15 protein-coding genes are annotated in these 13,659 nt (G+C 69.6%); 6 read left to right on the forward strand and 9 right to left on the reverse strand.

Going from position 1 to position 13,659, the window contains the following annotated elements; all coding sequences use genetic code 11:
• Positions 1–3 precede the first annotated feature (3 nt).
• Entirely contained in the window at positions 4–426 is a 423-nt protein-coding gene (locus tag ACF1AJ_RS02360) for a cytochrome c oxidase subunit 4 (RefSeq protein ID WP_391505967.1), read from the forward strand.
• A 372-nt stretch (positions 427–798) separates the two neighbouring features.
• On the opposite strand, the gene ACF1AJ_RS02365 is transcribed toward ACF1AJ_RS02360, so the two are convergent.
• The 5 genes from ACF1AJ_RS02365 to ACF1AJ_RS02385 all read right to left on the reverse strand — a co-directional run bounded on the left by ACF1AJ_RS02365 (position 799) and on the right by ACF1AJ_RS02385 (position 5,941).
• A complete protein-coding gene (locus ACF1AJ_RS02365; RefSeq protein ID WP_391505968.1) occupies positions 799–1,614 on the reverse strand; it encodes a methyltransferase domain-containing protein in 816 nt (271 codons plus the stop codon).
• A 96-nt stretch (positions 1,615–1,710) separates the two neighbouring features.
• On the reverse strand, positions 1,711–3,327 hold the full coding sequence (locus ACF1AJ_RS02370) for a cytochrome bc complex cytochrome b subunit (RefSeq protein WP_391505969.1): 1,617 nt from the start codon (positions 3,325–3,327) through the stop codon (positions 1,711–1,713).
• Positions 3,324–4,391: a ubiquinol-cytochrome c reductase iron-sulfur subunit gene (locus tag ACF1AJ_RS02375; RefSeq protein ID WP_018191341.1), complete on the reverse strand. Its 1,068-nt coding sequence runs from the start codon at positions 4,389–4,391 to the stop codon at positions 3,324–3,326. Before ACF1AJ_RS02375 ends, ACF1AJ_RS02370 begins: the two co-directional genes overlap by 4 nt.
• Before the next feature lie 42 nt (positions 4,392–4,433).
• The gene (locus ACF1AJ_RS02380; protein WP_309860225.1) at positions 4,434–5,273 is read right to left on the reverse strand and encodes a c-type cytochrome; all 840 of its coding nucleotides are present in this window, start codon (positions 5,271–5,273) and stop codon (positions 4,434–4,436) included.
• Between the two features lie 23 nt (positions 5,274–5,296).
• Entirely contained in the window at positions 5,297–5,941 is a 645-nt protein-coding gene (locus ACF1AJ_RS02385) for a heme-copper oxidase subunit III (protein ID WP_026307206.1), read from the reverse strand.
• A 132-nt stretch (positions 5,942–6,073) separates the two neighbouring features.
• Between ACF1AJ_RS02385 and trpD the strand changes: the two genes are divergently transcribed.
• The 4 genes from trpD to dhaM are packed head-to-tail and all read left to right on the forward strand — an operon-like array spanning position 6,074 to position 9,559.
• Entirely contained in the window at positions 6,074–7,123 is a 1,050-nt protein-coding gene (gene trpD, locus ACF1AJ_RS02390) for an anthranilate phosphoribosyltransferase (protein WP_391505970.1), read from the forward strand.
• A 40-nt stretch (positions 7,124–7,163) separates the two neighbouring features.
• Positions 7,164–8,162 carry a dihydroxyacetone kinase subunit DhaK gene (dhaK, locus tag ACF1AJ_RS02395; protein ID WP_391505971.1) on the forward strand — a complete coding sequence of 333 codons (999 nt, stop codon included), beginning with the start codon at positions 7,164–7,166 and terminating at the stop codon, positions 8,160–8,162.
• A gap of 33 nt (positions 8,163–8,195) precedes the next feature.
• Positions 8,196–8,837, forward strand: coding sequence for a dihydroxyacetone kinase subunit DhaL (gene dhaL, locus ACF1AJ_RS02400; protein WP_391505972.1), 642 nt, complete (start codon positions 8,196–8,198; stop codon positions 8,835–8,837).
• Complete coding sequence (gene dhaM, locus ACF1AJ_RS02405) at positions 8,834–9,559, forward strand: dihydroxyacetone kinase phosphoryl donor subunit DhaM (protein ID WP_391505973.1); 726 nt, start codon at positions 8,834–8,836, stop codon at positions 9,557–9,559. The genes dhaL and dhaM overlap by 4 nt, the downstream gene beginning before the upstream one ends.
• 59 nt (positions 9,560–9,618) lie before the next feature.
• On the opposite strand, the gene ACF1AJ_RS02410 is transcribed toward dhaM, so the two are convergent.
• Together ACF1AJ_RS02410 and ACF1AJ_RS02415 are read right to left on the reverse strand one after the other, a co-directional pair.
• Positions 9,619–10,155 (reverse strand): GNAT family N-acetyltransferase, encoded by a 537-nt coding sequence (locus tag ACF1AJ_RS02410; RefSeq protein ID WP_391505974.1) that lies wholly within the window; start codon positions 10,153–10,155, stop codon positions 9,619–9,621.
• 5 nt (positions 10,156–10,160) lie between these two features.
• Positions 10,161–11,474, reverse strand: coding sequence for an aminotransferase class I/II-fold pyridoxal phosphate-dependent enzyme (locus tag ACF1AJ_RS02415; protein WP_391505975.1), 1,314 nt, complete (start codon positions 11,472–11,474; stop codon positions 10,161–10,163).
• A gap of 108 nt (positions 11,475–11,582) precedes the next feature.
• On the opposite strand from ACF1AJ_RS02415, the gene ACF1AJ_RS02420 reads away from it, so the two are divergent.
• Complete coding sequence (locus ACF1AJ_RS02420; protein ID WP_391507421.1) at positions 11,583–12,182, forward strand: DUF1345 domain-containing protein; 600 nt, start codon at positions 11,583–11,585, stop codon at positions 12,180–12,182.
• Positions 12,183–12,188: 6 nt separating this feature from the next.
• Here ACF1AJ_RS02420 and ACF1AJ_RS02425 read toward each other — a convergent pair whose 3' ends face one another.
• Both ACF1AJ_RS02425 and ACF1AJ_RS02430 read right to left on the reverse strand, forming a co-directional pair.
• Entirely contained in the window at positions 12,189–12,671 is a 483-nt protein-coding gene (locus tag ACF1AJ_RS02425; protein WP_391505976.1) for a dihydrofolate reductase, read from the reverse strand.
• Complete coding sequence (locus ACF1AJ_RS02430; protein WP_391505977.1) at positions 12,668–13,474, reverse strand: thymidylate synthase; 807 nt, start codon at positions 13,472–13,474, stop codon at positions 12,668–12,670. Before ACF1AJ_RS02430 ends, ACF1AJ_RS02425 begins: the two co-directional genes overlap by 4 nt.
• Between the last annotated feature and the right edge of the window lie 185 nt (positions 13,475–13,659).

The raw sequence follows: 13,659 nt of genomic DNA on the forward strand, positions 1-13,659 counted from the left end.
CCCATGCGCGCCAATGCCATCCTGTTCTGGATCCTGTCGATCTTCTTCCTGCTGTCGGCGGTCGTCTACACGCTGTGGAACCTGCTCGACCAGGCCCACCGCAACGTCGAGTGGGTCGGCACCATCGGCATGCTGCTCGGTGCGATCCTCGCCGCGTTCATCGCGTTCTACGTCGGCCGCTCCCACGCTTCGCAGGGCGGGGAGCTCCCGGAGGACCGCCTCGACGCGAACATCGACGACGGCGACCCCGAGTTGGGCCACTTCAGCCCGTGGAGCTGGTGGCCGGTGGCTCTCGCCTTCGGCGCCGGACTGGTCGTCCTGGGCCTCGCCGTCGGTTTCTGGATCTGCTACATCGGCGTCGCCTTCGCCCTGGTCTGCATCGTCGGCTGGGTCTACGAGTACTACCGCGGCTACTTCGCGCGCTGAGCGAACCGTCCGCGCCTGACGAGGGCCGTCTCCTACGGGAGACGGCCCTCGCTGCGTGTCGGGGCGCACCCGGCTCTCCGCCGTGTCCGGGCCGGGTCCGCGGGGCTGCACTCCGGCGGCGCTGGGTTGCCGCCCCGGCGCTTGTCGTCTGTGGGGCGTAACGCGCCGTTATGCCGCTGTCGTAACGGCGTGTTGCGACCCACGGATGGGGCCGTTGTCGCGCGAGAGTTGGTTCGGTCTCCCGTCGCCGCCGGAGGCCTGACGCCATCCAGTTGACGCAACACGCCGTCGTGGGCGACACCATGACGGCGTGTTACGTCAACCAGTGCAGACGACGGGGCGCCTAGCGGAGGAAGGGACGGGCCGGTGGCGTCAGCGGCGGGTGAAGCGGAGGACGTCGACGGAGACGCGCGTGGCGTCCACGTCCGACGGGAGGACAGCACCGGCGGCGGCGTGACGTGCCGACGGTCCCATGCCCGCCAGAGCGTCGCGTAGCGGCGGCGTAAGCGCCAGGTCATACGCGATCCGTTCGCGCGCCAGGAGGCCGTACAGCGGCTCTGTGGTGGTGATGACGTCGTCCGCCTTGTCGGACGGGATGTCGAGCATGGTCCCGGCGGCGCGGAGCGAACCGAGGTGGTCGGCGCGGGGGACCACCACCACGAGGGTTCCTCCGGGACGCAGGACGCGGTGGAACTCCGGGAGGTTGCGCGGGGCGAACACGTCGAGCACGGTGTCGGCCGCTTCGGAATGGACGGGCAGCGGACGCCAGGTGTCGGCCACGAGGCCGTCCACCCGTTCCGAAGAGCGCGCGGCGCGGGCGACCGCCTGCGGAGACAGGTCCATCGCGAGCCCCCGTGCGTCCGGGAGGGCGGAGAGGGCGGCACGGAGGTAGTGGCCGGTGCCGGCTCCCGCATCCAGCACGCGCGTCCCGGTGGCTGACGCCGACACGGCGTCGGCGATGGGGGAGTAGGCGCCGCTCTCGAGCACCAGGTCGCGCGCATCCAGCATCTCGGCGGTGTCGCCCAGATGCTTTGTACCTCCGCCGAGCAGGACGATGTAGCCGCGCTTGTTGACGTCGTGGCGGTGCCCGTTCACACATCCCAGAGTGAGGCGCTCGACCGGTTCCAGATCGGCCTGGCACACCGGGCAGCGCAGCCAGGCGGCCAGGCGGGACGGATCAACGGACATCGGCAGCCCCTCGGTCGAAGGAACGGGAAACAGCGGGCGGGAACGCGAAAGCGCCGGCGCGAATGAACGCACCGGCGCTTCCGACGGAGGCGGACCTCAGTGGTGGTCGTGGCCCGACTCGAGCTCGTTCCGGGTCGGCGGAACGATGCGGTCCTCGAAGAACCAGCGGGACAGGCCCGCACGCATCCGGTTCGCCGCCGTGATCTTGCCCCGACGGTTCGGGCGCAGCATCAGCGGCTCGTACGACTCGAACGACACCAGACGCCAGCGCTCGTAGTCGCTCAGCTGCTCGTGCACTTCGATGAACTCGCCGCCGGGCAGCTTCACGATCCGGCCGCTCTCGTAGCCGTGGAGGGCGATGGAGCGGTCCTTCTTCTGGAGCGCCAGGCAGACGCGCTTCGTCACGAAGTAGGCGACCACCGGACCGACGAACAGCAGCGCCTGCAGGGTGTGGATGACACCCTCCATCGTCAGCTTGAAGTGCGTCGCGATGATGTCCGAGCTCGCCGCCGCCCAGAAGACCGCGTAGAACGTGACACCGGCAGCGCCGATGGCGGTGCGGGTCGCCGCGTTGCGCGGACGGTCCAGGATGTGGTGCTCACGCTTGTCGCCGGTGATCCACGCCTCGAGGAAGGGGTAGATCATCACCGTGACGATGAACAGGCCCAGGATCGCCACCGGGACGATGATGTTGAACGACCAGGTGCGGTCGAGCCACACGAACTCCCAGCCCGGCGGGACGAGCCGCAACGCGCCGTCGGCGAAGCCGATGTACCAGTCCGGCTGGGTACCCGCCGACACCGGGGAGGGGTCGTACGGACCGTAGTTCCAGATCGGGTTGATCGTGAACAGCGACGCCAGCAGCACCAGCACGCCGAAGACGATGAAGAAGAAGCCGCCGGCCTTCGCCGCGTACACCGGGAGGACCGGGTAGCCGACGACGTTGCCCTGGGTGCGACCGGGGGCCGCGTACTGCGTGTGCTTGTGGATGACCACGAACATCAGGTGGAGCGCGATGAACGCCACGACGAACGCGGGCAGGAGCAGGATGTGCAGCGTGTAGAGGCGCCCGACGATCGCCGTGCCCGGGAACTCGCCGCCGAAGAGCAGGAACGAGATCCAGGTCCCGACCACCGGCAGACCCTTGATCAGGCCGTCGATGATGCGGAGGCCGTTGCCCGAGAGCAGGTCGTCCGGCAGCGAGTAGCCGGTGAAGCCCTCGGCCATCGCCAGGATGAAGAGCACGAAGCCGATCACCCAGTTCAGCTCACGCGGCTTGCGGAACGCGCCCGTGAAGAAGATGCGGAGCATGTGCAGGCCGATGGAGGCCACGAACAGCAGCGCTGCCCAGTGGTGGATCTGTCGGACCAGCAGACCGCCGCGCACCTCGAACGAGATGTTGAGCGTGCTCTGCATCGCGGAGGACATCTCGATGCCCTTCAGCGGCACGTACGAGCCGTTGTAGGTGACCTCGGCCATCGACGCCTGGAAGAAGAACGTCAGGAACGTGCCGGACAGCAGGATGACGATGAAGCTGTAGAGCGCGACCTCGCCGAGGAGGAAGGACCAGTGGTCGGGGAAGATCTTGCGACCGAACTCCTTGACGGCCCCTGAGATGCTGGTGCGGTCTTCCAGGTAGTTCGCGGCTGCCGCCGTGAAGCCGCCCTTCTTGGCCGTCGTCGTTGCCGCGGGTGCGGCGGTCGTGGTGCTCAATGGCGCTCCCAGAAGCTTGGGCCGACGGGCTCGGTGAAGTCGCTGCGGGCGACCAGGTAGCCATCGGCGTCGACGGTGATCGGCAGCTGCGGCAGCGGCCGCTTCGCCGGTCCGAAGATGACCTGCGCTTCGTGCGTGATGTCGAACTGCGACTGGTGGCACGGGCAGAGCAGGTGGTGCGTCTGCTGCTCGTAGAGCGCCACCGGGCACCCGACGTGTGTGCAGATCTTGGAGTAGGCGACGATGCCGTCGTAGTTCCAGTTCTCACGGCCCTTGGACACGTGCAGGTCCTCGGGCTTGAGGCGCATGAGGAGCACGGCCGCCTTGGCCTTCTCCTCCAGCATGTTCTCCGACTCGTTGAGGCCTTCGGGGATCACGTGGAACGCGCTCCCGAGGGTCACATCCGAGGCCTTGATCGGGGTTCCGGTTGGGTCGCGGGTGAGCCGGACCCCCTTCGCCCACATCGTGTTCGAGAGCAGCTCGACCGGGTCCTCGTTCTCGGGCGCGAGGCCGCGGAACAGGACGACGGCGGGCAGCGGGAAGGCGATCAGTGCGCCGATGAGGCTGTTGCGCACGAGCGTGCGCCGGCTGAACCCGGACTCCTCGTCGGCCTGGCGGAAGATCTCCGCGGCGCGCTCGGTGGTCGCCTCGCTTCCGCGCACGGGGTGACGGAGGTCGACGCCCTCCTTCTCGTGCATGAGCGCCTTGCCCCAGTGGACGGCGCCGATGCCGATCGCGAGGAGCGCGAGGGCTCCGCCGATGCCGATGAACAGGTTGTTCAGGCGGACCGAGCCGGGGTCGCCGTCGACGATCGGGAAGGCGAGGTAGGCGGCGACCGCCCACACCGAGCCCGCGATCGACAGGTAGAACAGCGTGTAGACGGTGCGCTCGGCGCGCCGTTCCTTCCGCGGGTCGAGGTCGGTGACGCGCGGGCGGTGAGGCGGGAAGCCGGGGTTCTCGACGGCGTCGCGGATGATCACCGCCGTCCCGGGGTCGCCGGTGCGGTGCGCCTCAGACGAACTGGCGGGCGTCAGCTCGCGACCGCCGTTCTCGTCCTGTGCCATTGCTCTCCTTCTTACGCTGTGGTTCGTGCCTGTGCGGGCCGACTAATTGGACTTCGCCGTGATCCACACGGTGAGGGCGACGATGGCGCCCAGACCGAAGATCCAGAGGAACAGACCCTCGGCGACCGGGCCGAGGTTGCCCAGCTCGAAGCCGCCCGGGGACGGGTTGTTCTGGATGTACTTCAGGTACGTGATGATGTCGGCCTTGCCCTGCGGCGTGATGTTCAGGTCGTTGAAGACCGGCATGTTCTGCGGGCCGGTGACCATGGCCTCGTAGATGTGCTCGGCGCTGACGCCGGTGAGCGGCGGGGCGTACTTGCCCTCGGTGAGCGCTCCACCCGCGCCGGCCACGTTGTGGCACATGGCGCAGTTGATGCGGAACAGCTCTGCGCCGTGGGCGGCGTCACCCTTCCCGTCGAGGTACTTCTGCTCGGGGATGGACGGCCCCGGGGCGAGGGATGCGACGTAGTCGGCGAGGGCCTTGACCTGGTCGTCAGTGAACTGGACCGGCTTCTCCTGCGCCTGCGGGCCCTGCATCTGCATGGGCATGCGGCCGGTGCCGACCTGGAAGTCGACGGCGGCCGCGCCGACGCCGATCAGGCTCGGGGCCACCGAGGTGCCCTGGGCGTCGAGCCCGTGGCAGGTGGCGCAGTTGGCCTGGAAGAGCTTCTTGCCCTCGTCGACCGAGTTCTGGCTGGCGGCGGCCACCTGCGGCTCGTCGGCGGACGCGGTGGTCGTCGTGAACGCGGCGTACGCGCCGCCGGTCAGTCCGAGGCCGATCGCGAGGAGCGCGACGGTGGCCAGAGGGTGTCGACGGCCGGCCTTGCGGGCGGGCTTGCCCGTGCGGGGCTGGGTGGCCGGGCGGGGGTTTTTCGGACGCATGGGGTGAAGAACGCTCCTGTTTCCTATCGGATGATGTAGATGACCGCGAACAGTCCGATCCACACGACGTCGACGAAGTGCCAGTAGTACGAGACGACGATGGCGCTCGTCGCCTCCTTGTGGCCGAAGATCTTGACCGCGAATGCGCGGCCGATCACGAGGAGGAAGGCGATGAGCCCGCCCGTGACGTGGAGGGCGTGGAAGCCCGTCGTCAGGTAGAACGCCGATCCGTAGGCGTTGGAGCTGAGGGAGATGCCCTCCGAGACGAGGGTCGCGTACTCGAGCACCTGGCCGGAGACGAAGACCGCGCCCATGAGGTAGGTCAGCGTGAACCACTCGACCATGCCCCAGCGCCAGAACTGCAGCAGACCGCCCGTGCGGCGCGGCTGCATGCGCTCGGCGGCGAACACGCCGAACTGGCAGGTGACCGAGCTGAGCACCAGGATCAGCGTGTTGGTCGCCGCGTACGGGATGTTGAGGTGCTGCGTCTCGGCGGCCCACAGATCGGGCGACGTCGACTTGAGGGTGAAGTAGATCGCGAAGAGCCCCGCGAAGAACATCACCTCCGAGCCGAGCCAGACGATCGTGCCGACGGCCACGACATTGGGCCGGTTGATCGCCGGCGCACTCGCTGAGGGAGAAATGGAGGTGCTCGTCACGTAACCCATTATGGCTGAAAAGAACCCTTGGTTTTCCCACCTGAGGGGCGGGAATCGACCGGATTTCCGGTTAGGACAGCCTTACCGGGCACCGATCGGCCGCTATCGCCGTGGCGTGTCGCCCGCCGATAGGATCGCTTCATGGTCCACACGCAGTCCTGGTCGTCCGTGCTGACGTCTCTCCTGGCGGGGGAGCACTTGAGCGTTGCGGACGCGGCCTGGGCCATGGACCAGGTGATGACCGGCGAGGCCACGGACGCCCAGCTGGCGGCCTTCCTCATCGCTCTCCGCGCCAAGGGCGAGACGGTGGATGAGATCGTCGGGTTCCGCGACGCGATCCTCGACCACGCCGTCCCGCTGGTGGTGGATCCGATGGCGCTCGACATCGTGGGAACCGGTGGCGACCGGTTCGGCACCGTCAACGTGTCGACGACCGCATCGATCGTCGCGGCGGCCGCCGGTGTCCCCGTCATCAAGCACGGGAACCGCGCCGCGAGCTCGTCGTCCGGCTCCTCGGATGTGCTGGCCGCCCTCGGCATCGACCTCACGCTCCCCGCCGACCGCGTCGCCGAGGTGCTGAAGAAGGTCGGCATCACGTTCGCCTTCGCCAGCGCGTTCCACCCCGGGTTCGGCCACGCCGGTCCCGTCCGCGCCCAGCTGGGCGTCCCCACTGTCTTCAACTACCTCGGACCGCTGTGCAACCCGGCGCGCCCCGAGGCGTCCGCGGTCGGCGTCGCGACGCTCGACCGCATCCCGCTCATCGTCGGCGTGTTCCAGACCCGCGGCGCGACCGCGCTGGTCTTCCGCGGCGACGACGGGCTCGACGAGCTGTCGACCACCGGTCACAGCCACGTCTGGGAGGTCTCGAGGGGCCTCGTCACCGAGCACGACATCGACCCGCGCGATCTGGGCATCCCCCGCGCGCGGATCGACGACCTGCTCGGGAAGGACGCCGCGTACAACGCGGCGGTCGTGCGTGCCGTGCTCGCGGGAGAAGAAGGCCCCGTGCGCGACATCGTCCTGCTCAACGCGGCGGCCGGGCTCGTGTCCTTCGAGCTCGCGTCCGACCCGTCGAGGGTTCAGGAGTCCATCCTGGATCGGTTCCGTTCGCAAATGGCGGTCGCTGCCCGAGCGATCGACTCCGGGGCTGCGGCCGCGAAGCTCGACGAGTGGGTGGCGGCGACGCACTGACAAAGTGGAGCATTCCACGGGAATGGAAGGAAGGGTTTCGATGAAGAAGCTCATCAACGACGTACCCGACGTCGTGGCCGAGTCCCTCGCGGGCTTCGGCCGGGCACACGCGGACATCGTCACGGTGTCCCAGGATCCGCGCTTCGTCTCCCGGGCCGACAGCCCGGTGCAGGGCAAGGTCGGCCTGGTCAGCGGCGGTGGCAGCGGCCACGAGCCCCTCCACGCCGGATTCGTCGGCAAGGGGATGCTGGATGCCGCGGTGCCGGGCGAGGTGTTCACCTCGCCGACGCCCATGCCGATCGTGGAGGCCACCAAGGCCGCCGACGGCGGCGCCGGCGTGCTCCACATCGTCAAGAACTACACGGGCGACGTGCTCAACTTCGAGACAGCGGCCGACCTGGTGGCGGCCGAGGGCATCACGGTTCGCTCCGTGGTGACCAACGACGACGTCGCCGTGCAGGACTCCCTGTACACGGCCGGCCGGCGCGGTGTCGCCGGAACCGTCCTGGTCGAGAAGATCGCCGGGGCATCAGCCGACCGCGGCGACGACCTCGACGCGGTCACGGCCATCGCGGAGCGCGTCAACGCCAACGTGCGCTCGATCGGCCTCGCGCTGACGGACGGCACGGTGCCGCACGCCGGCGAGCCGGGCTTCGTGCTCCCGGAGGACGAGATCGAGTTCGGCGTGGGCATCCACGGCGAGCCGGGCCGCGAGCGCATCAAGCTGGAGCCGGCGGACCGCCTGGTCGACCGGATGATGGATGCGGTGCTCACCGACCTCTCGTTCGACGGATCGCAGGTGCTGCTGTTCGTCAACGGCATGGGCGGCACACCGCTGTCGGAGCTGTACATCCTGTTCCGGCGGGCGGCCGAGGTGCTCGACGAGCGCGGCATCACGCTCAGCCGCTCGCTCGTCGGCAACTTCGTCACGTCGCTCGAGATGCAGGGCGCATCCATCTCGGTGCTCAAGCTGGACGACGAGCTGACGCAGCTGTGGGACGCCCCCGTCCACACCGCGGCGCTCCGCTGGGGACTGTAGGAAGCCGGAACGGACAACGAGGAGGAGGCGTCGATGACGCTGGACACGAACTGGGTGAGGCAGTGGATCTCCGCCGCGGCGGCATCCATCGGCGAGCACAAGCAGGAGCTGAACACGCTCGACCGGGAGATCGGCGATGGCGACCACGGCGAGAACATGGACCGCGGGCTGCACGCATCGGTCATCGCGCTGGAGAAGCTGCCGGACGACACCACGCCGAACGCGGCGCTGCGGTCGGTCGCCATGACCCTGATCTCGACGGTGGGAGGCGCCTCCGGCCCGCTCTACGGCACGGCGTTCCTCAAGGCGGCCGACCCTGTCGGCGACGGCGCCGAGATCGACGAGAAGGCCATCGTGGCGGCCCTGGCGGCCGCGCGCGACGGCATCGTGTCCCGCGGCAAGGCCGAACCCGGCGACAAGACCATGATCGACGCATGGACGCCCGCCGTAGATGCCGCTGCGGCCGCCCAGGAGTCCGGGGCTTCGGCCGCGGGCATCCTGGCGGCTGCCGCGGAGGCCGCCGAGAAGGGTGCGGAGGCGACCGAGCCGCTCGTCGCCCGGAAGGGCCGAGCGAGCTACCTCGGCGAGCGGTCGGCCGGGCACCGCGATCCGGGCGCCCAGTCGACGGCGCTGCTGCTGCGCGCCGCGGCCCAGACCGCCGAGGCGGCCGGATGACCGCGAAGGTCGGCGTCGTCTTCGTCTCGCACAGCTCCCAGATCGCCGCCGGGATGGTGCAGCTCGCCGGTCAGATGGCGGGCTCAGTACGGCTCGTCGCCGCGGGCGGTACCGACGACGACGGGATCGGCACCAGCTTCACGAAGGTCATGTCCGCCGTGTCGGAGGCCGACAGCGGCGATGGCGTCGTGGTGATCAGCGACCTCGGCTCGGCTCTGCTCACCGCCGAGACGGTTCTCGACATGCTCGACGAGGCGCAGCGGTCCCGCGTACGGGTCGTGGACGTGCCGTTCGTCGAGGGCGGTGTTGCCGCCGCGGTGGCTGCGGAGTCCGGCGGGAGTCTCGACGAGGTCGTCGCCGGAGCGGAGGGTGCGGTGGACGCGTGGGCCGGGAGATCCAGCGGCGCGCCGGCGGCCGCATCCACTCCGGCCGAAGCGGCCGAGCCAGTGGTAACCGAGACCGCCGGCCGGTACGAGCGCGAAGTGCTCGTCCGCAACCCGGAAGGGCTGCACGCCCGCCCCGCGGCGGAGTTCGTGAAGCTCGCCAACACGTTCCCGGTGAAGGTGACCGTCAACGGCAAGGACGCGAAGAGCCTCCTCGGCATCATGTCGCTCGGGCTCACCGCGGGCTCCACGGCGCGCATCGCGTCCGAGGACCCGGACGGTCGCTCCGCCGTCGACGCGCTCGCCGACCTCGTCGACACCGGCTTCGGCGAAGTCTGACATCCACGCCGTCAGCTCCTGAGTTTTTCGCCCGACACGCCGTCGGAAGCGCGAAAAACTCAGGAGCCGGCGGGGGGTGACGCGGGGGAGGTCCGCGTCAGGGGAAGTTGCATCTCGCGCTCGTCGGCGGTGCGGTCGAGCGGGTAGGGCTGCGTGCGGCCGGTGAACATGAAGCCGCGGCGGAGGTACGAGCGGATGGCCGGCTCGTTGTCCTCGTGCACCTCCAGCAGCAGGCGGTCGCCGCGTCCGCGCGCCCAGTCGATCACCGCATCCAGCAGCGCGTCCGTCATGCCGTGCTCCCGTCCGCGCCACGCCGGCGACACGTACACGCCGACCAGGTACGGCTCCCGCGACGGCGCGGACTGGAACCCGCCCATGCTGCCGAGCCACCGGCCGTCGTCCGCGACAGCGGCGAACAGCCGGCTCGTCGACGATGTGTTCGCCGCACGTCTGCGCCAATGCTCGTCGGGATGCGCGCGCGCCTGCTCGAGCGTCTCCAGGAACGCGATCGGCGCATCCTCGAGCATCTCGAACCGCAGCGCGCGGTACGCCTGCCAGTCGTCCTCCGTGCTGGCGCGGACCGTCCAGCCGGCCATGCGGGTCAGTCCTGCGCGGACAGCAGGGTCTCCGCCTCGGCGAGGAGGATCGCCGTGCAGAGCCCGTCGAGCGCGGTCGTCAGCTCGTCCAGCGGCGGGAAGGTCGGGGCGATGCGGATGTTCGCGTCGCGCGGGTCGTCGCCGTAGGGGAACGTGGCCCCGGCCGGTGTGACCGCGATGCCGGCCTCCTTCGCCAGCTGCACGGCGCGCTTCGCGGCGCCGTCGATCACGTCCAGGCTCACGAAGTAGCCGCCGCGCGGCGCCGTCCAGGTGCCGCCGCCCCACGGTGCGAGCCGCTCGCGGAAGGCCGCGTCGACGGCGGCGAACTTCGGCTCCAGGATGGCGCGGTGCTTTTCCATGTGCGCCGCGAGGCCGTCCGCGTCGCGCAGCAGGTCGACGTGGCGCAGCTGGTTGAGCTTGTCGGGACCGATGCTCTGCGCCGACAGGTTGTGCAGCATCCACTCGACGTTGGCCGGGGAGGCGCCGAAGAACGACACGCCAGCGCCCGGGTACGTGACCTTGGAGGTGGAGGCGAACACGAGCGGGCGGTCCGGGTTGCCGGCCTCCGCCGCGAGGGCGAGCACGTCGATCGGCTCGGGGCGCTCGTCGGTGAGGTGGTGGACCGCATACGCGTTGTCCCAGATCAGCCGGAAGTCGTCGGCGGCCGGGAGCGACACGAGCGCCCGCACGACCTCCTCCGTGTACACGGCGCTGGTCGGGTTCGAGTACACCGGGACGCAGAACATGCCGCGGATGCTGTCGTCCGTCTCCAGCAGCGACGCGACCGCGTCGATGTCGGGGCCGTTGTCGTCCGACGGCACAGGGATGAGCCGGATGCCGAGGCGCTCGGCGATGGTGAAGTGCCGGTCGTAGCCGGGGACGGGCGCAAGGAAGCTGATCGGGCGGCCGGCCCACGGCAGCTCGCCGCCCGGAACGCCGTGCAGCAGCGCGAACATGATCGTGTCGTGCATCAGGGTCAGGCTGGAGTTGCCGAGCGCGAGCAGCTGGTCGACCGGCACGCGCAGCGCGTCAGCGAAGATCGAGCGGAGCTCCGGCAGTCCCGTCGCGCCGCCGTAGTTGCGCAGGTCGGTGCCCGCGGCATCGCGGTAGCGACCGTCGGGCAGGTGCAGCAGGTCGTTGGAGAGGTCCAGCTGCTCGGCCGACGGCTTGCCGCGCGTGAGGTCGAGCTTCAGGCCGGCGGCCTTCAGGTCGTCGTACGCGCGGGCGAACGCGGAGTGCGCCTCGCGGAGCGCGGCGGTGTCGAGCTCGGCCAAAGGGGACGGGCGGAGAGTGGAGGCGGAGTGGGCTGCTGACGTCACGTCATCGATCGTACCGGCGCTGCTTCACGGCGCGCTCAGCCGGCGTGTGCGAACATCCGGAGTGTGACCGACGATCTGCACAAGGGCCGCGGCCGGACCCGCGCGAAGATGACCACCGCCGTCGCGTCCGGCGTGGTGGTCGCCGTGATCGTGGGGCTGCTGAACGCCTGGCATTACGCGGTCATCGCGGGCTGGGCGGCCGCCTGCATCGTCTACATCGCGTGGGTGTGGCTGTCGGTCTGGAGGCTCGACGGCACCTCAACGAAAGACCACGCCACCCTCGAGGATCCGGGCAGACGGACCACCGATCTGGTGCTCCTCCTGGCGTCCCTGGCGAGCGTCGTCGCCGTCGTCTACATCCTGGTCGATGCGAAAACTCTCACGGGCGGAGCTCAGCTCGGAGTCGCGCTGCTGGCCGTCGTCAGCGTCGCCCTCTCGTGGACCCTGGTGCACACCGTCTACGCACTGCGGTACGCGCGTATCTATTACCGCACCGGCGGCGGCATCGACTTCAACCAGAAGGAGCCGCCCCGCTACAGCGACTTCGCCTACCTCGCGTTCACGCTCGGGATGACGTTCCAGGTCTCCGACACGAACATCCAGAACGCGTACATCCGGGCCACGGTGCTCCGTCACACCCTGCTGTCGTACCTGTTCGGGACGGTCATCGTCGCCGCGACGGTGAACCTGGTCGCCGGGCTGACCTGACGCGCTTCAGCGCGTGTAGGTGACGAAGCGATACCGCATCCCGTTGGAGCCGGTGAGCCACTCGCCCGCGTCGACCGTCCAGCCGTCGCCCGGCTCGGGGGCGTACGTGTCGCCCGCGACGTCGAGGTCGATCTCGGTGACCTCCAGCCGGTCGGCTGTCGGAAGCGTCTGGCGGTACAGCTCGGCGCCGCCCATCACCCAGACGATGGGGGCGTCTCCCGCGGAGGCGAGGGCCTCATCCACCGAGTGCGCCACCACCGCGCCGGGAGCCTCCCAGCCGGACTGCCGCGTGACCACGATGTTCTGGCGGCCGGGCAGCGGCCGGTAGCGCTCGGGCAGCGACTCCCAGGTGCGGCGGCCCATCACCACCGGATCGTCGCCGGTGAGCGCGCGGAAGTGCCGCAGGTCTTCGGTGAGGTGCCAGGGCATGACGCCGTCAACGCCGATCACCCCGTCGTGGGCCTGCGCCCAGATCAGTGCGATCGTCATACGGCGACGGCCGCGCGGATCGCCGGGTGGTGCTGGTAGTCCTCGACGACGAAGTCCTCGAACCGGTAGTCGAAGATGCTGTCGGGCGTGCGGGCGAAGCGCAGGGTGGGCGAGGGATAGGGATCGCGCGTGAGCTGCTCGGTGACCTGCTCAACGTGGTTGTCGTAGATGTGGACGTCTCCACCGGTCCAGACGAACTCGCCGGGCTCGAGGCCGACCTGCTGAGCGACCATGAGCGTGAGGAGCGCGTAGCTGGCGATGTTGAACGGGACGCCGAGGAACATGTCCGCGCTGCGCTGGTAGAGCTGGCAAGAGAGCTTGCCGTCGGCGACGTAGAACTGGAAGAAGGCGTGGCACGGGGCGAGGGCCATGTTCGGGATGTCGGCCACATTCCACGCCGAGACGATGATGCGGCGGGAGTCGGGGTCGCTGCGCAGCGTGTCGATGACCTGCTGGATCTGGTCGATGTGCCGGCCGTCCGGGGTCGGCCACGAGCGCCACTGCACCCCATAGACCGGGCCGAGCTCGCCGTCCGCGTCGGCCCACTCATCCCAGATGGTGACGCCGTTGTCGCGCAGCCAGCCGACGTTGCTCTCGCCGCGCAGGAACCACAGCAGCTCGTACGCGATCGACTTGAAGTGGACGCGCTTGGTGGTGATCAGCGGGAAGCCGTCGGCGAGATCGAACCGCAGCTGCCGGCCGAAGACGCTGCGCGTCCCCGTGCCCGTGCGGTCGGATTTGTGGGCGCCGTTCGTCAGCACGTCGCGCAGGAGGTCCTCGTACGGGGTCGCAATCTCGCTCACACCCCCGATGCTACTTCCCCCGCCCCCGCATCCAGGCGACCCACCGCCGAGTCCGCGGAGACTTACCGTTTCTCGACGCGAAACGTGCAAAGTGTGCGGACTCGACGGTGGGTGGGGTCGGTGGGTAGGGCGGCGGCGGGAGGGAGGCTCTGCTGCTCGGGGGCGGCGCGTCGTAGTCTGGGGGC

The organism is Leifsonia sp. NPDC014704 (assembly GCF_043083605.1).
In the GTDB taxonomy this organism is placed as follows: Bacteria; Actinomycetota; Actinomycetes; order Actinomycetales; family Microbacteriaceae; genus Leifsonia.

What these genes read in the sequence shown, in the direction of transcription:
- ACF1AJ_RS02425 (WP_391505976.1), bottom strand. Translation starts at nt 12,671, where the DNA reads ATGACGATCGCACTGATCTGGGCGCAGGCCCACGACGGGGTGATCGGC.
- dhaK (WP_391505971.1), top strand. Translation starts at nt 7,164, where the DNA reads ATGAAGAAGCTCATCAACGACGTACCCGACGTCGTGGCCGAGTCCCTC.
- ACF1AJ_RS02380 (WP_309860225.1), bottom strand. Translation starts at nt 5,273, where the DNA reads ATGCGTCCGAAAAACCCCCGCCCGGCCACCCAGCCCCGCACGGGCAAG.
- ACF1AJ_RS02410 (WP_391505974.1), bottom strand. Translation starts at nt 10,155, where the DNA reads ATGGCCGGCTGGACGGTCCGCGCCAGCACGGAGGACGACTGGCAGGCG.
- ACF1AJ_RS02420 (WP_391507421.1), top strand. Translation starts at nt 11,583, where the DNA reads ATGACCACCGCCGTCGCGTCCGGCGTGGTGGTCGCCGTGATCGTGGGG.
- ACF1AJ_RS02365 (WP_391505968.1), bottom strand. Translation starts at nt 1,614, where the DNA reads ATGTCCGTTGATCCGTCCCGCCTGGCCGCCTGGCTGCGCTGCCCGGTG.
- dhaL (WP_391505972.1), top strand. Translation starts at nt 8,196, where the DNA reads ATGACGCTGGACACGAACTGGGTGAGGCAGTGGATCTCCGCCGCGGCG.
- ACF1AJ_RS02385 (WP_026307206.1), bottom strand. Translation starts at nt 5,941, where the DNA reads ATGGGTTACGTGACGAGCACCTCCATTTCTCCCTCAGCGAGTGCGCCG.
- ACF1AJ_RS02360 (WP_391505967.1), top strand. Translation starts at nt 4, where the DNA reads ATGCGCGCCAATGCCATCCTGTTCTGGATCCTGTCGATCTTCTTCCTG.
- ACF1AJ_RS02375 (WP_018191341.1), bottom strand. Translation starts at nt 4,391, where the DNA reads ATGGCACAGGACGAGAACGGCGGTCGCGAGCTGACGCCCGCCAGTTCG.
- dhaM (WP_391505973.1), top strand. Translation starts at nt 8,834, where the DNA reads ATGACCGCGAAGGTCGGCGTCGTCTTCGTCTCGCACAGCTCCCAGATC.
- trpD (WP_391505970.1), top strand. Translation starts at nt 6,074, where the DNA reads ATGGTCCACACGCAGTCCTGGTCGTCCGTGCTGACGTCTCTCCTGGCG.